General features: G+C 64.8%; 22 protein-coding genes. 1 reads left to right on the top strand and 21 read right to left on the bottom strand.

Translation table 11 applies throughout. The features are described 5' to 3' along the window. Positions 1 to 107 precede the first annotated feature (107 nt). The 12 genes from KCI33_RS16145 to KCI33_RS16195 all read right to left on the bottom strand — a co-directional run bounded on the left by KCI33_RS16145 (position 108) and on the right by KCI33_RS16195 (position 11,610). Positions 108 to 302 (bottom strand): hypothetical protein, encoded by a 195-nt coding sequence (locus KCI33_RS16145; protein WP_212525838.1) that lies wholly within the window; start codon positions 300 to 302, stop codon positions 108 to 110. Between the two features lie 159 nt (positions 303 to 461). Beyond that, positions 462 to 719 (bottom strand): hypothetical protein, encoded by a 258-nt coding sequence (locus KCI33_RS16150; protein WP_212525839.1) that lies wholly within the window; start codon positions 717 to 719, stop codon positions 462 to 464. Next, positions 716 to 1,540, bottom strand: a complete 825-nt coding sequence (locus KCI33_RS16155; protein ID WP_212525840.1) for an N-acetylmuramidase domain-containing protein — start codon at positions 1,538 to 1,540, stop codon at positions 716 to 718. The genes KCI33_RS16150 and KCI33_RS16155 overlap by 4 nt, the downstream gene beginning before the upstream one ends. 25 nt (positions 1,541 to 1,565) lie before the next feature. Further along, the gene (locus KCI33_RS18080; protein WP_282960745.1) at positions 1,566 to 1,688 is read right to left on the bottom strand and encodes a hypothetical protein; all 123 of its coding nucleotides are present in this window, start codon (positions 1,686 to 1,688) and stop codon (positions 1,566 to 1,568) included. Next, complete coding sequence (locus tag KCI33_RS16160; protein WP_212525841.1) at positions 1,681 to 2,013, bottom strand: hypothetical protein; 333 nt, start codon at positions 2,011 to 2,013, stop codon at positions 1,681 to 1,683. The genes KCI33_RS18080 and KCI33_RS16160 overlap by 8 nt, the downstream gene beginning before the upstream one ends. An 11-nt stretch (positions 2,014 to 2,024) precedes the next feature. Then, positions 2,025 to 2,483 carry a hypothetical protein gene (locus KCI33_RS16165; RefSeq protein ID WP_212525842.1) on the bottom strand — a complete coding sequence of 153 codons (459 nt, stop codon included), beginning with the start codon at positions 2,481 to 2,483 and terminating at the stop codon, positions 2,025 to 2,027. A 2-nt stretch (positions 2,484 to 2,485) separates the two neighbouring features. Continuing rightward, positions 2,486 to 3,205, bottom strand: coding sequence for a hypothetical protein (locus KCI33_RS16170; protein WP_212525843.1), 720 nt, complete (start codon positions 3,203 to 3,205; stop codon positions 2,486 to 2,488). Between the two features lie 13 nt (positions 3,206 to 3,218). Next, positions 3,219 to 3,731, bottom strand: a complete 513-nt coding sequence (locus KCI33_RS16175; RefSeq protein ID WP_212525844.1) for a hypothetical protein — start codon at positions 3,729 to 3,731, stop codon at positions 3,219 to 3,221. Between the two features lie 14 nt (positions 3,732 to 3,745). Further along, positions 3,746 to 7,720, bottom strand: coding sequence for a vWA domain-containing protein (locus KCI33_RS16180; RefSeq protein WP_212525845.1), 3,975 nt, complete (start codon positions 7,718 to 7,720; stop codon positions 3,746 to 3,748). After that, positions 7,720 to 8,538, bottom strand: a complete 819-nt coding sequence (locus KCI33_RS16185) for a phage BR0599 family protein (RefSeq protein WP_212525846.1) — start codon at positions 8,536 to 8,538, stop codon at positions 7,720 to 7,722. Before KCI33_RS16185 ends, KCI33_RS16180 begins: the two co-directional genes overlap by 1 nt. Further along, positions 8,535 to 9,641 (bottom strand): hypothetical protein, encoded by a 1,107-nt coding sequence (locus KCI33_RS16190; RefSeq protein ID WP_212525847.1) that lies wholly within the window; start codon positions 9,639 to 9,641, stop codon positions 8,535 to 8,537. Before KCI33_RS16190 ends, KCI33_RS16185 begins: the two co-directional genes overlap by 4 nt. After that, positions 9,634 to 11,610 carry a phage tail tape measure protein gene (locus KCI33_RS16195; protein ID WP_212525848.1) on the bottom strand — a complete coding sequence of 659 codons (1,977 nt, stop codon included), beginning with the start codon at positions 11,608 to 11,610 and terminating at the stop codon, positions 9,634 to 9,636. Before KCI33_RS16195 ends, KCI33_RS16190 begins: the two co-directional genes overlap by 8 nt. Before the next feature lie 52 nt (positions 11,611 to 11,662). Between KCI33_RS16195 and KCI33_RS16200 the strand changes: the two genes are divergently transcribed. After that, positions 11,663 to 11,905: a hypothetical protein gene (locus tag KCI33_RS16200; protein ID WP_212525849.1), complete on the top strand. Its 243-nt coding sequence runs from the start codon at positions 11,663 to 11,665 to the stop codon at positions 11,903 to 11,905. Between the two features lie 298 nt (positions 11,906 to 12,203). Here KCI33_RS16200 and KCI33_RS16205 read toward each other — a convergent pair whose 3' ends face one another. The 9 genes from KCI33_RS16205 to KCI33_RS16245 are packed head-to-tail and all read right to left on the bottom strand — an operon-like array spanning position 12,204 to position 17,559. Next, positions 12,204 to 12,707, bottom strand: a complete 504-nt coding sequence (locus KCI33_RS16205; RefSeq protein ID WP_212525850.1) for a hypothetical protein — start codon at positions 12,705 to 12,707, stop codon at positions 12,204 to 12,206. Then, positions 12,704 to 13,645, bottom strand: coding sequence for a phage tail tube protein (locus KCI33_RS16210; RefSeq protein WP_212525851.1), 942 nt, complete (start codon positions 13,643 to 13,645; stop codon positions 12,704 to 12,706). Before KCI33_RS16210 ends, KCI33_RS16205 begins: the two co-directional genes overlap by 4 nt. 3 nt (positions 13,646 to 13,648) lie before the next feature. Next, positions 13,649 to 14,086: a hypothetical protein gene (locus KCI33_RS16215; RefSeq protein WP_212525852.1), complete on the bottom strand. Its 438-nt coding sequence runs from the start codon at positions 14,084 to 14,086 to the stop codon at positions 13,649 to 13,651. Beyond that, complete coding sequence (locus KCI33_RS16220; RefSeq protein ID WP_212525853.1) at positions 14,083 to 14,478, bottom strand: HK97 gp10 family phage protein; 396 nt, start codon at positions 14,476 to 14,478, stop codon at positions 14,083 to 14,085. Before KCI33_RS16220 ends, KCI33_RS16215 begins: the two co-directional genes overlap by 4 nt. After that, the gene (locus KCI33_RS16225; protein ID WP_212525854.1) at positions 14,475 to 14,834 is read right to left on the bottom strand and encodes a hypothetical protein; all 360 of its coding nucleotides are present in this window, start codon (positions 14,832 to 14,834) and stop codon (positions 14,475 to 14,477) included. The genes KCI33_RS16220 and KCI33_RS16225 overlap by 4 nt, the downstream gene beginning before the upstream one ends. After that, on the bottom strand, positions 14,831 to 15,325 hold the full coding sequence (locus KCI33_RS16230; RefSeq protein WP_212525855.1) for a DnaT-like ssDNA-binding protein: 495 nt from the start codon (positions 15,323 to 15,325) through the stop codon (positions 14,831 to 14,833). The genes KCI33_RS16225 and KCI33_RS16230 overlap by 4 nt, the downstream gene beginning before the upstream one ends. A gap of 1 nt (position 15,326) precedes the next feature. Next, complete coding sequence (locus tag KCI33_RS16235) at positions 15,327 to 15,581, bottom strand: hypothetical protein (protein ID WP_212525856.1); 255 nt, start codon at positions 15,579 to 15,581, stop codon at positions 15,327 to 15,329. A gap of 51 nt (positions 15,582 to 15,632) precedes the next feature. After that, positions 15,633 to 16,802: a P22 phage major capsid protein family protein gene (locus tag KCI33_RS16240; protein ID WP_212525857.1), complete on the bottom strand. Its 1,170-nt coding sequence runs from the start codon at positions 16,800 to 16,802 to the stop codon at positions 15,633 to 15,635. A gap of 25 nt (positions 16,803 to 16,827) precedes the next feature. Further along, positions 16,828 to 17,559: a hypothetical protein gene (locus tag KCI33_RS16245; RefSeq protein ID WP_212525858.1), complete on the bottom strand. Its 732-nt coding sequence runs from the start codon at positions 17,557 to 17,559 to the stop codon at positions 16,828 to 16,830. Positions 17,560 to 17,788: the final 229 nt, after the last annotated feature.

A 17,788-nucleotide genomic window follows, 5' to 3' on the forward strand; every position in this document is an offset into this window, starting at 1 on the left:
CCTGCCGGGCCTACCACCGCCAAAATATGATGCTGATTTCACACGATTTTTCGCAATTGTGCCCTGCGCGAATTTCAATGCAGGGCACCTTGCAATTCCGTCGTGTGTTATCGCGGGCATCCGGCATCTATGGCCGCGATCAGTGCGGCGCCGGTCACAACCGACCGATCCCCGCCATCGGCGGCCAGCGCCGCCGCGTGCTGCGCGCGCAGGTGCCGCGTGCCGTCGCAGATCGCGCTATCGCTGGGCGCGGTCGCGCAGCCAGCCGCGAGCAGCGTCAACGCTGCCAGGAGCTTGTGCATTGTCCATCCTTTCACGCGTGTCGCGGTAATCCTGCAGGTCGCGCCGAGCGGCCCCGTGAGCGGCGTCGGCGCGCCCCTTGAGGTAGACGCCCAGACCGGCAACCACAGCCGCCAGCAGGCCCGCCAGTGGCGCCCAGAACTGCTGTAGTAGATCCCAGATCATCGCAGCGTCTCCCCGTTGGCACGCAGGGTCCATGGGCGCGCCCCGTCGCGCTGTTGCAGCGCGAGGGGAAGCATCAGCAGCGGGCCGATATCCACGATCCACTGCGCCACGACATCGGCATCCCAGCCGAACAGCGGCGCCACCAGAGCAGCGATCGCGCGCGCCATTGGCTCCCCCTGCCCGGCGATGAAGGCCATCGCGCCGAGGGTCAACCAGAACGACCGGGTGATGAAGATGAAGATCGGTTGGGTCATGACGACAATCCTTTCAGGGCCGCCCCGATCATGGGGCAAATGAGATTCGTTGGTTGGGGCGCTGGCCTGGCGTCGCGCTGCGCCTCCAGCGCGGCCCATGTCTTGTGCCCGGCGATACCGTCCACGACGAGGCCCGCCTGCTGCTGGAACGCGCGCAGGGCGCGGGCCGTGACCGGGCCGAACGCCCCGTCATCCGGCACGCCAAGTGCGCGCTGGAGGCGCTTCACGGCCTCCCCACGGGAGCCGAGGCGTAGCACAGTTGGCGATGCCCGCCCGCCTGAGCGGACGCGATAGGCGGCCTCGATGCGGCGGGCGTAGACATGCGGCTGGCCGGAGCCGTTGTAGCCGCGCGCGAAGCTCAGCCAGTCATGGGCGCGGATGGCCGGGCCGAGTTTCCACTTGTCGACCAGCGCCACGAATGCCTCCACATGCGCGCGTTCGCTGTCGGCCATGGCCCGGACCATGCCGCGCGCGGTGCCGAAACCGGCGTCGCGATGGTTGAAGCCCATGATCTGCGGGCCGCCCCAGCTGGTGGCGCGCATCGCGGCCTCCGGGTTTGCGGCATATGCGTCGAGAAACAGCGCCTCGCGCCGCGCGGCGCCGAGTTTCAGGCTGTCGCGCCATGTCCAGCCGTCGAAACCGGGCGCGTGATGCGGCTCGAACCGGCGCAGGACACCGCCGTCGCTGTCATAGAATCGCCCCGATGCCTCCACATCCCAGATCGCGCGGATGGCGGGCTCGTCGCACTGCAGCTGGCGCGACGCCCAGGCAAAGGCATCCGGCGGCAGCGGGCCGCGCTGCCCGAACCACGGGTAACTCATGCTCTTTCTCCAATTCAGGGTCGCGTCAGGCCATGATCCACGGCAGGACGATCATCAGGACCAGGCCGACCGGCACACCCCATCGCAGGGTGTGCCAGAAATCCTCGCACGGGGACCGCTTGTCGCGGCGCAGGCCGGGCTTACGCATCGCGCTTACCCTCGGCGCGGGCGATCAGACGCTCGACCAGCGCGACCGAGATCAGGCCCACGATGAACGCCGCAGATGACAGCACGCCGAGCGCGCCGGAGGCACCGTCGGGCAGATCGACACCGAGCGCCCACCGCAGGACGACGGGCGACAGGGTGCCGATGCCGAAGGCCGTGCCTGCGCCGACCAGCACCACGCGCACCGTCTCGCGCCAGCTCAGCCGCAGAACCAGCGCCCGGATGGTTCCGCCGAGCGCGCCGAAAAAGGCGATGATGGCGGCGGTTTGGCTGAACACATCTTTCAGGGCGGACGGGTCTTCCTTCATGCCGCGACCTTTCAGAACTGCGCCGCCAGCGCTGCCACCTCGGGCGGCAGCGGTGGCCAGTTGGCATCGGCCCTGTAATCAGCGGTCGAGTCAGCAATCAGCGCCTGACAAGCCGCGCGCATATCGGCAATCCACTGGACTGACGCGGCGTAGGCGGCCTGTTGGCTGGCCGTCAGAACACCAGCCGCAGCCGCGCCGATCATGTTCTCGCGCGTATGTGGGGCTGCGGCGGCGTCGATCCGGCGCGTGGTCTCGGACTTCACCGCCTCGATCCGCAGCGCCAGCAGTTCCGCAGGCGTCCGCTGTGGCCCGCGATAGGCGTCGATCTGCTCTTGCGTCCACGTAGCAGCGAGGTCTTGCACCTCCTTCGGCATGACCCTTACGTCATGTCCGGGGCCAATGCTGAGGGCCACGCCGTCCTGCACAAAGTCGATGATGCCGTTCGGGTGCTGCTTGATGTAGGTGATCATCGTCACGCCTTCTCATAGATAACGGTGAAATCGAGAATATCCGAAACGCCGGTGGTGAAATTGGAGACGACGAGGCCAGCTAGGTTTGACGTGCCCCCGACATTGACGATGTTAGCGAAGTTTGCTGACGCGTTTACGCGCGGAACCTGTGTCGTCCCGCTTCCGGTCATGGACCCCATCGCGTTCAGCGCGATATGCCCAATCGTTCGCGAGTTGGCCGCCGCTGAAAACGGCAGCGAGATTCGCACGAGATCGCCCGCAGTCAGGCCTGCTGTGCTGATATTGAACAGATCATCGAAGTGAGCAAACACCAGGCTGCCGATGGTGTAGTAATACCCGGTGCCCGTCGTCGCGCTGGTGTTGGCGCTGCTGTCTGAGAAGGTGACGGACCATGTGCCGGAGGTGATGTCGGCCACAGCCGCCGACCCGAGGCCGAGCGTCGTCCGCTGCGCTGCCGCGTCTGCATCGTCCAGCAGGGCGGCCCCGGCAGCGGTGATCCCGCTCACGATCTCGATATCGCTCGCCCCGTCGTAGAGATAAACGGTGTCCGTATCGCTATCGACCCACACCGTGCCCGCGACGGCATAGCTCGGCCGCGTCGCGCCGCGATGCTGCGAAAGTTGCGCGTTCAGCATGTTTTCCAGCCGCGCCATGAAATTCACGGGCTCGGTCACGCCGGCCGTCTTGGCGTTCGGAATGTCCCACGTCGTCGCCTGGCTCATTTCCTGCCTCCGGTTACGAGATTTTTACGATGCGCAGCTGGGTCTGCGCGGTGAATGCCAGGAGGTCCGCGATATCCGACGCCTCGCCAGTGATCTTGATCGTGGTCGTCACGACACCGGAGGCGGCGGTGATCGCCAGCACCGTTCCGGCGTCGAAATAGACCACTGCCTCGTTCGTCATCGAGCGGCCGGAGAACTTCACCGTCGCTGCGTCCAGCAGAATCACCGCCTCGGCAGATGCCGCCGCCGATCCACCGCTGGTCACGGCCGAGAAATCGACGGCATAGATCCCCTCATCCAGCGTGACCTGCCCCGTCGAGGTGTTCAGGCTGGCCCAGGTCGCGGATGTGACCACGTTGTTCCACACGATGGTGTAGGTGGTGCTGTTTCCGGTGACGTTGTTCACCGTCGCCGTCAGGTCGGCGACGAAGGTCTTGCCGGGCGCGTTGACAGCGCTGATCACGCTGTTGAGCTTCGCGCGGATGGAGGCGCCGTTTTCGCCGTTGGAAATAGAGCCGATCGACATGCGTTATCCCTCTGTTAATCAATCCAGGACGATGCATCGTCCCAGCTGCCGACGTCGGACCATGTTCCTCCGGTCAGCAGCCAGACCCCGGCGGCCGTCGTCACGACGACCGTCGAGGACAGCCGTTCGACGGCCCCCTCCACCGCGCCGACGCGGTAGTAGTAGACCGTCTCGGGCGTCGCCGTGGTGTCGTCATAGCCGGTGGCCGTCGATGCCAGCGTGTCCAGCGCCGTGGGCAGCGACTGAATGTCGAACGGCGCCTCGCTGCGATAGACCTTGAGGCTGTCGCAGGCGCAACGCGGGGTCCAGGTCAACGCGTTGACCACCGGCGCGGCCTCGGCCGTCACCGCCAGATCGACGGGCTCCAGCAGTGGCGCGACATCGACAAAGGCATCCTGCCAGCTATTGTAGCCGTCCCGTTTCGTGCGAACCGCGAGGCGCAGGGTGCGCGTTTGATCCGGCCAGACGTAATCGAACAGGTCCGCCGCATCGAACAGGTCGGCGTAATCGAACAGGTCAACAGGATCTGCGTTGTAGGTCCAGCTGGTGACCGTGCCGGCCTGCTCTGTGTAGCTCTGCTCGGTTCCGAACGACCCATCGGCCAGGACCGGGACGCGCAGCGGCAGGTATGTGCTGCCGGTCTCCGGCCCCACGCTGGCGTCGGTGTGGTCCTCCACCGTCGCGTCGGTCTGCTGCGTGCGGTCGCGGTGCACCCATGTCCCGGCCAGCGTCCCGGTGACGATGCCGGTGCTGGTATAGGCGGCGGCGATCTTGAACTGGCCAGCAGGATACGGGCGGCTCATGCGGCTCGCCATAGTGATCGTGTGCGTCACGGCCCGCGAGGGCGCCAGGACATCCGTTCCGGTCGCCGGCAAAACCTTGACCTGCGCCACGTCGCCGGCGGTGTATTCTGTGGGCGACACGCCATAGGCGCGCGCCCAGACGATCAGGTTCGATCCTGCGGCATGGGCCGCCGGAACGGTATCTAGGCAACCGCGACCGACCGTGAGCGTCACGTCGCTGCCCGCGAGCACGGCGTTGTCGATCCTGATGATCTCATCCCCGATGCTGCACAGATCGCCCGCGGTCACATCCGCCATCGAGGCATCGTAGATCACCGTGATCGTGGTCGCGTCGGCGGCGGCGGAAACCGCCGTCTTGACCTCGGCCAGGGGCGCGAACCCGGTCTCGTCCTTGCGATACCAATAGCTGCCATCGTATTCGGCGATCACCGCCTCGGCATGCAGGCCGCTGGGTCTGTCGCAGGTCGCCGCGATCATGCCAAGGCCCGCGTCCTGGCCCAGCTGGGCGTTGATCGTGGTCTCGCCGAACTGCTGCACCGCAAGCCAGTATGGCATTTCCTCGACCCAGGGCGCGGTCGGCGGCAGCGCGTCGCCGCTCACCTCGTCGATCTGCGGCACCGATATGATGCCGGAACTTTCGGTCGAGAACTTGTCCTCGACGAACCGGATCAGCACCGTGTTGTCGCGCCCGTCGCCCTCCTCGATCTCGGTCACGCGGCAGATCATGTTGGTGATGCCGACGTTCGGCTCGTTGATAACGATGGCCGATCCGACGTTCAGGCTGGGGCAGGCATGGGTGACGCGGATTGCGCCGGACTGCAACGGCACCGTCAGGGCGGACAGGTCGCGCAGCGCCACCCGCGCCGCCAGATCGTCGTCGGAAATGCCGAGGTATTCCCGTTTGTCCGGGATCACCCGCCCCAGCATCTGGACCGCCGCGACGTTCGTCGCCGTCAGCGACGCGGTGGAGCCGTCCGAGCGCTTGGTATAGACCACGGTCAGCTGGTTCGGCAGATCCTCCTGCAGCGGGCGGGCGTTCTCGACCCACTCGACGATGTTCGAGGCGTCGAACACCTCCCCCGCGATCGTCCTGGCCATCGCCGCCGCCAGCTCGGACGCGTCGGTGCCAGACACGACCGGCACGCTGTCGCAGGGCGTGTTGTCCAGCATCAGCGTATAGGTCGTGTCGGTGGTGCTGATGTTGTAGGCGCTGACCTTGACGGCCGGAATGCCCGCGATGGTGGCGACGGCGGTTGCCGCCGTGGAGGTCGGGTCCGGGTAGCCGTCCGTGATGAACAGGATCCGCTTGTGCAGATCGCCCGCGGCGGTGAAGAAGGCGGCGGCCTCGGACACGGCCGCGCCGTAATCCGTGCCGCCGCTCGGCGTCCCCAGCGCGGCCACCCAGGCCTTGAGCGTGTCGTAATCGGCATCGGTGCAGTTCAGAATCTGCGTGCTGGCCACGACCGCGCTGTTGAATGCCAGGATCTTGACCGAATGCGCCGTGCCCTTGAGCCCCTCCAGGAAGGTCTGGAGTGCCGTCTTGGCGGTCGTGATGTGATCGCTGTAGGGCGCCGTCATTGAGCCGGAGAAATCCAGCGCGATATAGATCGCGTTGGCCTGCTGCAACCCGTGGTCGTCGCGGATCAGCTTGACTTCCCACTTTCCCGACACGCGGTCGAAATACATGTGCCCGTCGATATGCTGCTCGATCAGCTGCTTGAACTCGCCCTTGGCCGAGGGCGTGGCGTGGTGGAAGGACAGCCCGAAATTCTCGTCGTAAAGGGTATCCGCCACCGCCTCGAAGCTGTCGCCGATCACGCTGCCGTCACCCGCCCCGCCGCTGGTGGGGGATACCACGATGTCGCGCAGGATGTGGGCCGGGTTGATATCCTGCCACGTCGCCAGCGCCGAGTTGATCGCCGCCGTGATCCCGGCGTCGTCGGCCAGGTTCGGCACCGCGTCGGCCGGCGTGTTGTCCAGCGGCCCGGTGTAGGTCGTGCTGGCGTAGTTGATGCCAAAACAATAGACATCGACATTCGTCAGCGCGTCGATGACCGCCTTGGCATTGTTGAACGACCAGGTGTAGAGCGGCCCGCCAGAGGCGAAGAAGAGGATGATCTTGCGGGTGTCCGGCGCATCCTCGGTCGCCTCGCGCGAGGTCGGGTTGGCGAGGGCCAGCATCCGGTTGGTTTCGATATAATCGTTGTCGTCGCGCAGGTAATCTGTGACCTGCGCGGTGTCGTATTGGCCGAAGAACACGGGCGCCGAGGTTACGGCCTCTTCGTAGTCGATCCAGCTGGTGCCGGCCGGCAGCGCGTCGATCCACGCCTGTAGGGTGTCGTAATCGGCATCGGTGCAGTTCAGAATCTCGGTCGCGCTCGACCCGACGCCGTTGTAGGCGACGATGCGGATCGAGACCGTCTGCCCCTTGAGCCCTTCGAGAAACGCCTTGACACCATCTGCCTGCGCGGTGGCCTCGGCCGCCGTGATCAGGCTCGAATTATCGAGCGCGATGTAGATATATGACCCATCCACATCGGCGGCCGTGTTGACGGCGGCCTTTTCGGGATACCAGCTTCCGTAGGTGCTGTAGACGTTCGACTCCTTCACGCTGATCGGGCGCAGGTTGGCGCTGTTGCCGACATAGAACTGCCGGAACACAAGGCCCTGCACGCCCCGGAAGGCGGGGATGGTGGCCCCGTGCACCCCTTGCAGGTAATCGTTCGCGGCCTGCGTGGCGGCGCCGCTTTCGACGTCGATATAGCCCGACACCCCGCCCTCGCGCTTCGCCTTGCCGAACAGCTCGCGCTTGTTGATGTTGATTTGCCTGGCGTTGGCGACACCTTCCCACGCCACCTTGTCCTGGAACATGATCGCGCGGATGTGGTCGATCGGGGCCTGGCACGTCACCAGGTGCAGGCCCAGGTAATATTTGTGCCCGACAACCTGCCCGGAGCTGAACAGGCCGCCGCCCTTGCGGATCTTCTCGGTCCGCAGATCGCCATACCAGGCAACCTGTGGCGACTTGATCCAGACCGTTCCGTAGATTTTGCCGATCTCGTCGCCCTCGGCGGCGCGCGGGATGCCGAAATCGTCCAGCGTGCCGGGCTTGGGCCCCTTCGGCTTGGGCGTCAGAAGGTAGCTGATCGCCGTGAAGATCAGGCCGATAATCAGGTTGGTCCACATCAGCCGATCGCCCTGCCGTCAAAGGGGCTGTCCGTCATCCACGGAAAGCCGCCGAAATTGTCGATGTTCGAAAACCGGCCGTTGCAGGTCGTCGTGCTCAGATCGCAGCCCGGCGCGATGGAAACAGACGCGCTGCCGGATGCCGCGATCGCCGCGGCCAGGTCCGGCACCGGGCCCAGCAGTTTCAGCGCCGTGCCGGTGTGGCTGACGATCATCTGGCGCGCGCCGGCATAGGTCACGACGCCGCCGGAATAGTATCCATCGGCCTGCGCCCCGGCCTCGGTCACGGTCAGCACGGGCGAGGCCCAGGCCGTGGCCGTCCCGGCCGTCTCGAAATCGGCGATGTTGAGCCCGCACCCGGTGTGGTAGAGCGCATGCCGGCAGGGCCGCTGCATCACCGCCGCCAGCCCCTTGCGCCGCATCTCGGTAAATCGGTTCTCGCAGACCAGCGTGATCGTGCCCAGCATGGCCCGCACGTCGATGACGCGGCCGCGGAACTTGACGACGAACTCCTGGTCGGCATCGTTCACGAAGCCATGGCGGATCGTGATGGCGGTTTCCAAGGTTCCGATATTGTCGCGCACGGCAATGGCGAAGGCGTCGGTGCGCGGCAGCACGATGGTCGTCTCGGCCCGGCCGATGGCCGAGGTCTGGCGAATGCGCGTGTGCGCGATGGAGGACGCGGTATAGCTGTTCGAGGCGTAGGTGTAGTTGGCGCTGCGCGCGGCGTAGCGTGTCGTCGTGGCGCCCAGCGTCAGATCGTAGAGCCACAGCGGGCGCTTGCCGCTGATCAGCGCGGCGATGGCGGTATAGCTCATGCGGACACCTCCCGGAGCGTAGCGGCCCCGCGAGCCCGCGGCCCTGAGTGAGCGATCTCCACTTGATCCGTGTCGAGGCGGTATTTCCTGAGGAAGCAGATTTCCGGGTCCGTCAGCGCAACGCCAGTGGCTGCGATGGTCAGGACGTGATTGCTTCCACTCACGACCGCCGACGTGATTTCGCGATAGATGGTCCCGGCGATGCTGATGTGCTTCCCGATGTAGCTAGCGATATCGGGCAGAACGGGGCGAATGCTGATCGTCGTGTCTGCGGCCCCGATGGGCGCCGTCACCACCATTTCACGCGAGCGGCTCGGCATCCAGAATGTCGAGTCCTTGCCTCTCAGCCCGCAGAGCCATTTCCTGCGCCGCGCCTTGGCCGAAATCGTCTCGTCCTCCCAATTCAGGCCATAGATGTTGTCAATGACGCTGCGACGAGGGACTGCAGCGATGGGCCCGAAGCCGCTGTCCACAAGCTCAACGACCTGTCGCAAGCTTCCGGCGACGGGAGACACCGCCAAGGACAGATCCGTCACAACGTCCAGCCCTGAATAGGAGCTGAAAGGCGAAGCGGCAGTGTCCACGGGGTCGCGGATGTAAAATACCACGCCGGCGATCACATCGTCATGGAACTGGCGCTCGAATTCCATCCCCGATGGCGCGAACGCCGTTCGCAGCGGCGCGATATAGGGCGCCGTCAGGTTTGCCCCGACCGCCGCTGCAAGCGTCAATGCCCCGCTGCCAACAGTCGAAATCTCGCAGACTGCATATGTGCTGCGGTCCTGCCAAACGACAACGTATCCACCGGCCTCATAGCTGGCCGCCGTGTCGCAGGTCAGTGTGGTGTCGGTGGAGGCGACATCCCCAGATTGCGTGGCCTCGAACCACATCGGAAGATACCAGTCGCCATATGGCTGGCTCTCGACCAGACCAATGGCGACGGCGTGCTCTTCCGCGGTCAGGCGGTAGCGATAGGAAACAGTCTGCCGGGCCTCGGACAGGCTGTCCCGCATTTCAGCGGAATATGCCGTCCGAACGTCGGTATTCCACACCCACGCCTCTCCGCAGTCCGAGAGCGGCTGGAACGGCCACAGGTCAGGCACTGATAGCCTCCCGGTTCGCGCGCATGGTGTTGATGATCAGGCGCTCCCCCTGCGCTGTGGCCAGATAGTCACCGACGATGGAGGGATCGAGAACATTGACGATCTTGACCGGCTTTTCGCCGCCGGATGCGTCCACGCCGAGTTTCCCGTCAGACCCCCTCTTGAGGGGGAAGATTCCCTCGGGGCCCGCCTCGCCCATGACCCCGGTCCTGCCACCAGTCATCGGGAACAGCGTGGGCCCGCTGACAACGCCGCCAGAAGCGAATGGGACAACGTTCCCGCCCGAGAAGACGTTCCCCTTCGCTGACGGGAACAGCCCCCCCAGCAGCCCGCCGAGCAGGCCGCCGCCGCTGCCGCCGAGCGGCCCAGACCCGAACAGGGCGGCTTGCAGCGCCGCCTCCGCGATGGAGGCCGCAAGGTTGCGGAAAACGTCCGTCAGGCTCTCCCCGTGCACGATAGCCGAGGCGATGCCCTGCTCGAAATCCGCGCGCGTCGAGTTCCAGAACTCAAGCGCCTGCCCGCCCGCCTGATACTGCTGCGTCAGGAGGTCCATGGCGTTAGCGTATTCTGACGCCGAGATCACGCCAGCGGCCAGCGCCTCGTTGAGCGTCTTTTGCCCGTCTTCGAACTCGAACTGCCGGCGCAGGGTTTCGTCCAGGCTTCCTACCAAAGACCTGTATGCGTTGCTGAGGCGCTCGACGTTCTGCGCTTCCGTGTCGATAGAGGCTCCGCCCCCGCCCGACCGCGACTTGGACGCCTTGAGCTTTCGGTCTGCCTCGTCCATGGCGTCATAGGCCAACTGAACGGCGGGCACATTCTTGCGCAGCTCGTCCGCGCTTGGGCCCGCGGCGCGGCCGCGACCTGCGCCGATCTCCTGCTCATAGATCCTGCGCCCCTCGCCAAGCGCCCCGGCATAGTCCCATGCGGCCTTCGCAAGAGCCTGGACCTTCCCAGTGAGCCCATCGACAACGCCCTGCGTGACGGCGAACACACCCTGCGCGGCCTGCGCTGCATCCCGGAGAGATATCATCGAGCCATAGGCATCTTCTGTGGCCTTCTGGATATTTCCGGCCTTGACTGCGGCCTCTCCGGCGGCGTCGGCAACCGCTTTCAGCTCGGGCGGAATGTCATCGACGGTGCCGTAGATATCGACCAGAACGCGGAGTAGCCGGTCAGCCGCTGCGACCTGGTTGGGGATGCCGCGCGCCGTCGAGAATGATTCAAGCGTGAGAAGAAGCTTTGTCGCCTGCTCCTGCGACAGGTCGAACTCCTTCCGCAGGTTCAGAAGCGTCACCTCGAACTCCGAAATAAAGCTCGTGCGGATCTTCTTGCGGCTGAACCCGCCGTAGGCTTCCGTCAGGACGTCAATGGACGAAGCCAGCGCCTCAACAGCATCCCTGCGCGCGGAGGCCGTGAGATAGTCCAGGATGCCGCGCATTTCGTCGCCCATGGTGCCGAAATTCTGCCCAAGCTCGGCCGCACTGGAACTGGCAAGTTTGGCGCGGTCCTGGAATTTGGACACGGCGTCCGACAGGTCGCTCAGGGCGTTTTCTGCCGCCTTCGCGTTGTCAGCGGTCCCGATTAGGCTGTTCGCCAGCGGGATCAGCGCACCAGCAGCCACACCGGCTACGGCGCCGAGAGTGCCGAACCCGAGCAGAAGGTCGGGCATCTGAATGGCCAGCGCGCCGAGATAGTTCCCCGTGACGGCCCCCTGCTGCGCCACCTGGCCGAGTTGCAGCGACGCCATGCGAATGCCGTTGCTGCTGCCGGCGAATGCACCTCCGAGCCTGGAGGCAGCGCCAGCCGCGCTCGCAACGCCGCGACCTGCGACAGCGCCAGTCTTCCCAACGCCCGCCAGTCCGCGCTCTGCCGCCATGGCCTCGCGCTTGACGCCCTTAAGGGCCGCCTCGGCTTTCTTGGCGCCGGACTGGACGCCGGTAGGATCGACATTGAGCTCAAGTCTTGCCATCTTGCCTCACTTACCGACGCGCCCTATCTTCCATCCGTAGAGGGGAGACCACATGAGACACGCATTGATTGCTTTTCTGATTTCCGCGACGCCTGCCGTGGCGGGCGACATTCAGGACTACCAGTCCTGCATTCAGCACCTCGCCGGCGCCTATGAGGTGCGCGACGATGCGATGGAAAACATGACCGTGACCGTGGAGGCGGCTCCCGGTGCGATCGAGCACGCACAGGCTGCGTTCCAGGCGCTCGATGCCTATATTTCGGCCCTCGCAGATTACTGCGACACGCTGCGCTGATACTCCAGGAAAGCCCGGTCCATCGCCCGGATGCAGATCAACATTCGCTGCCTCGTCACTTGCGGCACGCGATGCATGTCGCAATAAGCAAGCATCTCAGCGGTGCTGATGGGCTCGTATCCTGCGAAGCCGACCGAGCGGCCGGCGCTCAAGAAGTGGAATGCCTCCCAGATGAACGTGCTGCGCGGCTCGACCAGTGCATCAAGCTCAGCTTGTGCCTGCCCGTTTCCGGCGGCGGCCTTCCTCCGAAGATAATCGAGGCCCTCGCCCACCCGCAGGAGCGAACGCAGGGCCTCGGTCAGTTTTTTGCGGTATCCTCGGTGGCCTGGCGTTCGGCCTCGATTGCGAACTTCCCAGCATCGGTCAGGTCAGCCTGCATCGCCGCGAACAGAGCCCGGATATCGGGGTGTTCGAATTGCGACAGCGCGATAAAGTTCTCCCGCGTCGGCGCCAGGTCCTTTCCTGCATTCTGGATATTCGTCGCCCACGACACGATGCAATGGTCGTGGTTCAGCGCTGCAATCGCCTCTTGGACCCACTTCGCCCCGTCCTTTCTGGCGCGGACGTAGGCATCGTAATCGCCCGTCTTCTCAAGGGCCTTCTCGGCCTCGAGGTCGCGCACCTGCGCCCGGTGCATCACTTCATCAATCGCCGCTCGGAAGCTGGCGTTGACGGCCGCCGCAGGTTTGGCAACGACCTTGAAGAACGCCGGCCCGCGCTTCGGGCCGAACGGCTTCGGAACGTCATAGGTGAACTCGCGACCACCCATGTCCAGTGCCGCGCCGTCAAGATCCAGCGTCATACGATGGCCCTCGTGATCTTGCACGTCCCGCCCGTGGCGGCGTGATACTTCGGCATGATCGTGAAGGTCTGGAAGGCCGGCCCGCTGTCGCCGGGCTCAAGCGGCGCCTCGGAGAACTCACACGCCGGAAAGTAGATGCTGTATTTTTGCCCAGAGACCGAGCCGATCGGGATGGTCAGCGCGAATTCGGTGCCGGCGCGGGCGGCATCGTAGATGTTGACGAAGTTGTCTTCGATGTAGAACCTGCCAGTGATCGTCGGACGCATCACGCCGCGGTTGACCCCGCAGAGATCATTGGACGAAAGCTTGGGCTGCTCGGTCTTTTCGGCCACGCCAAAGTCGATGGTGCAGCTCTCCATGCAGTCGAGCGTCCAGGCTCCCATCGTGATCGTGCCGATGTCCGCGCCAGACCCGAGGATTGCCGTGTTGGACGGGTCGGCATAGGTCGCGCCGGTGATGATGGCCGTAGCGGTTGCGTCGGACGCGCTGCCGATCAAATCGACGGAAATCGTGGCGTCCTGCCCCGCGGTGAGGGCGATCTGCCCGCTTACGACCTCGACGCCCTTGAACCGAGTATATGCGTATGCGCCGCCGGCCCCCTGGGCGATGGCCTGCTCGATGGTCATCGTCACCTGATCATAGCCGTTGATCAGGATATTGGAGGCCCAGGACGCCTGGAACATCGACGCAAGGAAGTTGTCGTATTCGCCGTAGATCATCTTGCCCTGAGCCTGGCCGGAAACGGCAATCCCGCTGCGGGCGATGTCGGCGCGCTGGCCGTTCGCCGCGAGCGTGTAGGACTCCGAGATCCGAGGATTGGCCTGCATCGAGAGCGTCTCGAAGCTGAGCTTGGTAAAGCCAGGCGTGGCGGGCGTGGTTCCCGCCGTCGTCTCCAGGACATAGGCGTCCTGACGTTCATAGTTGGATGCGCCAGCCATTGATTACTTCCTTTCTGTCCGAACGAATGGGGCGTTCACAACGGCCCGGTGATATGGCGCCTCGGCACGCGACGAGGCAAGATAGGGCGAGAATCCGTTCCGCCCAAAGTCAATGACGACCGTGCTTGCGGCGTCAGGCGTTGTTCCGGCCTCGTCCAGCTTGAGTCCGGTCAGGTCGGCAATCACCGCGTCAGCCACAGCCCGCGCCGATGGGCTGTCGCCCTCGATGATCGTGATTGCCAGAATGCCAACGTATTCGTGGCAGTTCGCACCAGGGGCGCCGATGGAGGTCTGCCGCGCCTCTCCCGGTATGAGCGTCATGAACCCCGCGCCGTCCGCAACGGTCACGTCGTCGCCGTCGAGCCCGAATGGGGTCAGGCCATAGAAAGACTGCGCTTGCAGATAGTTGGTGATTACCTTGCGCTCGATTTCGTAGCTCATGCCAACGCCTGCTGCAATTCTGCCACCGTGACCGCAACCATGCCGCCGGGGGCCTGCTTGGAATATCCATCCTCAAGCCGCTCGATGTAGGGCAGGTTGTTGTAGATGGTGATGACCGGGAATCCCTCGACTTCCTCGTAATAGGCGATCCGTTCACCGCCCCTGGTGACGGTCACGCCACCGGCAGGGTCCACATCGGTCGTGACCTCCACGCCGCCGCCCCCGATGCTCACGAACCAGTTGCCGCGGGCCCGGCCCGTATCGACCGGGGTGCGGTTCACGATCCGGCGCAGGGCCTCCAGAGCGATCACGCGGACGACCTGCCGCAGCTCGTCAAGATTGTCCGCGAGTTCCTTGTCGATTTGCAGGGCAAAACTCTTGGCGTCGTTCATCGCGCCACCGCATAGAAAAGCGTCCCAGCGCCGAGGATATCCTGCACCATCATAACCGAACGCGCGCGGCCCCCGAATGTCAGCGTGTCGCCCTCCCGGCAGGAGGTGAAGCCTTCCAGCAGGATCAGTTCCTCACCCGGCCCAGCCACATAGTCCGGGAACACGTCAGCGATGGGCTTCACAGTGTCGATCACCGCGCGCCCGGTCTGGTTGCTGGTGGTCTCGGCATAGGTCGCCGTCGTCGTGCTATAGGCGCCCTTCGTCGTGCGGGTGAGAGTCGCAGACTGAATCGCGTCCGTCACCTCTGCCGCGACTGCATCGAACGCTGCCGCTGCAATGGCCGCGACCGTCGTCACGCGCGCACCAGCGCGATCTGGCCGCGCCCCGCCTTGAGATACGGGCCAAGCAGACCCTCGACGGCCACGAGGCGGGGTGTGGCCTTGCCCCCGGTGTATTCCGTCTCGCTCTCGACCGGCCCCGCCTTGACGCGCGTGCGGGAAACGGTGGCCGTGATTGTTGCGAACGCGTCGAGCCCGCCCTGGATCAGGTATGCAACCTCGAACTGCGCGTCGATGATGTCCTGCGGAATTGTGTCCGCGTCAACGGGCCAATCCTTCACAAGATCGCTCACGATCCGGGGCCAGGCCAGCGCCTGCGTCTGATATTGACGATAGCCGATGAACGAAAACCCACGGTCCAGAACCTGTGTCGCGCGGCGCAGGTTCTGCTCGTCGGTCGCATCGACACCGGAGAGCGTCCAGCCCATGCTCGCCGCGTAGGCCTGGTAGTCCGCGAGCGTGCCGTAGCTGTCCGAGGACGCCCCGCCGATGGTTGTAACGAGGGCCATGTCAGAGATCCACGAACATCACGCCGATCAGGCGCTCGCGCAGATCGGGCAGATTTCCGTCGGTGTCCTCGACGCCGTGCGCCTTGAGCAGTTCGATCACATCAGACTTTTTCATCTTGGCGACGCCCTCGCGCGTGACCGGCTCGGCCGCCTCGAACGGCTCGTGCACATCCGGGTCGAAATCGGACTCGTTGATGATCATGAAGCCGCCGCGCGCCTTCTCGTTCACAACCTTGATGGTGGGAATTTGTGCCATGTTGCCTCCTGATCTTGAGAAAGGGGCGAGTTTCCCCGCCCCTCAGAAAGATCAGCCCAGAACGTTGGCGATCGCGTCAGGCTTCCACGCCTTGGCGTCGTAGAGCGTGGTGACGTCGATCATCGCCTTGTTGTAGCCCTTGTAGACGCTGATCTGGAACACGAGGCCAGAGAACGGGTCTTGAACCGTCATCACGTCCACGGCAGCGTCGCCGCCGAGCGGCTTGGCGAGCGGGCGCATGACCAGCTCGACCGCCGACTGATGCAGGCTGACGTTGCCGGTATAGCTTGCGCCAGCGGCCACAGCCTCGGAGCCTGCCGTCGCCTCACGAAGCCCGGGGGCGGCGATGGTGATGGTGCCGGTGGTGGAGGCGCCAATCGAAACCGCCGAAGCCACAACATACTTGTTGCTGTCGCCCGCGAAGGTGACGATATCGCCGGCGCTCAGGGACACCGCAGCGCCAGCGGCGGTGGTCACACCGATCGCCGTTGCGCCGACCGCATTCGCCCCGGTGACGGTCACGGTGCCGGTAACGGAGCCTGCGGTGTGGCTCTGCACCTGACCACTTTCACGCATCATGATGCCCGAGATGTCCGTCAGGACACCCTGGCGCAGCAGGCGGCTGTCGCCGGCCTCGTTGACCTTGTAGAGGTTCGAGAGGTTGCGGAAGTTCACGCCAGCCGAGGTGTTCATGACCAGCGTCACGCGCCCGTCATTGGTCGGCATGCCGTTGTCCGCGAGGATCTGCCGAGCCTCGTTCACGATGCCATGGGCGGAGGCGAACGGGGTGGTCCCGGCGGTGCCGACAGCACGCGAGGCGCCCTGATAGGCCACGGTCGCGACCTTGGTCTCGATCGCGTTCACGATGCCACGCATAGCCTGCTCGATCTGGTCGCCATAGATGGTCTCGAAGCCCGAACCGTTGTTGACATGCTTGATGTCCTCGCCGGTCCACGGAATGCGGACGGAGGCGATCTGGCTGACGGTCATGGTCTTGTTGTCAACCGTCTGGTCATCGCCCTCGGGGAGGGTCATCGAAGGCGTGGCCGAGGTATTCACGGTCGCCGCACGGGTGAAGTGCGAGCGCACGGTGTCGCCCTGCGCCGCCGCCTCCGCGCCTGCGTTGATGGTCACGGCGGGGATGAACCCCACAAGCTCGCGACCAACGGTATCGGCGGCCTTGTAGATGTCAGCCGCCAGATCGGTGAGCACGTTTGCCATTGCTCAGTTCCTTTCTGATTGGGGGTCAGTCGTCTACGACTTTGCCGCCAGATTTGGAAAATTCGGCCCGCTCCATATGGCTCATGCCATCGAACTGCGACCGCTTGACTGTTTTCGCTTCCAGCTTCCCGCCCTTGCTCTCCGGCTGCTTCCCGCTGCCACCTGCCCCGACATCCTTCACAAGATGCGGAATCGACCCGGCCAGTTCCTTGGCCAGATCCGAAAGGGTTGCCCCTCCATTCGCGCCGCTGCCGATCATCGGCTGCGACCCGTCCGATGTGAGCACCTTCGGAGTGCCATCATCGTTGAACTTGATGCGCGAGGCCGCGAACCCGGCCAGCAGGTCGAGGCCCTCCGGCACGACGCCGACCTTCGCCAGCTCGGCCTTGAGGTCCGACGTGGCCTGCCGCTGCCATGTCTGGGCGATCCGGTCGTCGCGCTCCTTGATCTTGGCCTCGTAGTCGGCCTTGAGCTGCTCGATGATCTGCTGCTGCTCCTCGCCAGCCTTGCCGCCCTTGCTGGCCTTGGCCTCAAGGTCAGCGATCTTCTGCGCCAGTTCATCCGGCGAGCCGAACTTCCTGTAGGCGCCGACGTTCTCGCGCTCCTTCACAAGCGCCGTCTTGAGGCCGTTGACCGCATCAGCGGGCTCCACGCCCTCGACGTCCAGAACGAACTTCCCGTCCTTCTCGACATAAAGGCCCTTGATTGCGTCGCTTTCGATCGCTTCCAGATTATCCAGTTGATACTTGAGTGCCATGTCGCTTCCCGCGCTGGTGATGTGGCTTCCCGCCACGACAAAGACCCCGCTCGCGCAGGGCCGGTGAAACTAGATTTTCAGGGTGTCAGGTCAGCCCCAGAGGACCGCCCCGCAGTCAGCGCAGCGGATCTGCCTGTGTCCCGCCGTCACCTTTCCGTTCTTGACCGTTCGGCCCAAGCGAACCTCTGTCGTTGCCCGCGACCCGCAGCGGCATTCAAGCGGCTCGCCC

Origin of the sequence: Actibacterium sp. MT2.3-13A, assembly GCF_018139985.1 — a bacterium.
Classification (GTDB): domain Bacteria; phylum Pseudomonadota; class Alphaproteobacteria; order Rhodobacterales; family Rhodobacteraceae; genus JAGSOU01.

Bases quoted from the DNA above. Each gene is read 5' to 3' on its own strand.
- KCI33_RS16235 (WP_212525856.1), bottom strand. From the start codon at position 15,581: ATGGCACAAATTCCCACCATCAAGGTTGTGAACGAGAAGGCGCGCGGC.
- KCI33_RS18080 (WP_282960745.1), bottom strand. From the start codon at position 1,688: ATGCGTAAGCCCGGCCTGCGCCGCGACAAGCGGTCCCCGTGCGAGGAT.
- KCI33_RS16180 (WP_212525845.1), bottom strand. From the start codon at position 7,720: ATGTGGACCAACCTGATTATCGGCCTGATCTTCACGGCGATCAGCTAC.
- KCI33_RS16170 (WP_212525843.1), bottom strand. From the start codon at position 3,205: ATGAGCCAGGCGACGACGTGGGACATTCCGAACGCCAAGACGGCCGGC.
- KCI33_RS16215 (WP_212525852.1), bottom strand. From the start codon at position 14,086: ATGAGCTACGAAATCGAGCGCAAGGTAATCACCAACTATCTGCAAGCG.
- KCI33_RS16195 (WP_212525848.1), bottom strand. From the start codon at position 11,610: ATGGCAAGACTTGAGCTCAATGTCGATCCTACCGGCGTCCAGTCCGGC.
- KCI33_RS16160 (WP_212525841.1), bottom strand. From the start codon at position 2,013: ATGAAGGAAGACCCGTCCGCCCTGAAAGATGTGTTCAGCCAAACCGCC.
- KCI33_RS16185 (WP_212525846.1), bottom strand. From the start codon at position 8,538: ATGAGCTATACCGCCATCGCCGCGCTGATCAGCGGCAAGCGCCCGCTG.
- KCI33_RS16220 (WP_212525853.1), bottom strand. From the start codon at position 14,478: ATGAACGACGCCAAGAGTTTTGCCCTGCAAATCGACAAGGAACTCGCG.
- KCI33_RS16210 (WP_212525851.1), bottom strand. From the start codon at position 13,645: ATGGCTGGCGCATCCAACTATGAACGTCAGGACGCCTATGTCCTGGAG.
- KCI33_RS16245 (WP_212525858.1), bottom strand. From the start codon at position 17,559: ATGGCACTCAAGTATCAACTGGATAATCTGGAAGCGATCGAAAGCGAC.
- KCI33_RS16205 (WP_212525850.1), bottom strand. From the start codon at position 12,707: ATGACGCTGGATCTTGACGGCGCGGCACTGGACATGGGTGGTCGCGAG.
- KCI33_RS16230 (WP_212525855.1), bottom strand. From the start codon at position 15,325: ATGGCCCTCGTTACAACCATCGGCGGGGCGTCCTCGGACAGCTACGGC.
- KCI33_RS16240 (WP_212525857.1), bottom strand. From the start codon at position 16,802: ATGGCAAACGTGCTCACCGATCTGGCGGCTGACATCTACAAGGCCGCC.
- KCI33_RS16165 (WP_212525842.1), bottom strand. From the start codon at position 2,483: ATGATCACCTACATCAAGCAGCACCCGAACGGCATCATCGACTTTGTG.
- KCI33_RS16145 (WP_212525838.1), bottom strand. From the start codon at position 302: ATGCACAAGCTCCTGGCAGCGTTGACGCTGCTCGCGGCTGGCTGCGCG.
- KCI33_RS16155 (WP_212525840.1), bottom strand. From the start codon at position 1,540: ATGAGTTACCCGTGGTTCGGGCAGCGCGGCCCGCTGCCGCCGGATGCC.
- KCI33_RS16200 (WP_212525849.1), top strand. From the start codon at position 11,663: ATGAGACACGCATTGATTGCTTTTCTGATTTCCGCGACGCCTGCCGTG.
- KCI33_RS16175 (WP_212525844.1), bottom strand. From the start codon at position 3,731: ATGTCGATCGGCTCTATTTCCAACGGCGAAAACGGCGCCTCCATCCGC.
- KCI33_RS16150 (WP_212525839.1), bottom strand. From the start codon at position 719: ATGACCCAACCGATCTTCATCTTCATCACCCGGTCGTTCTGGTTGACC.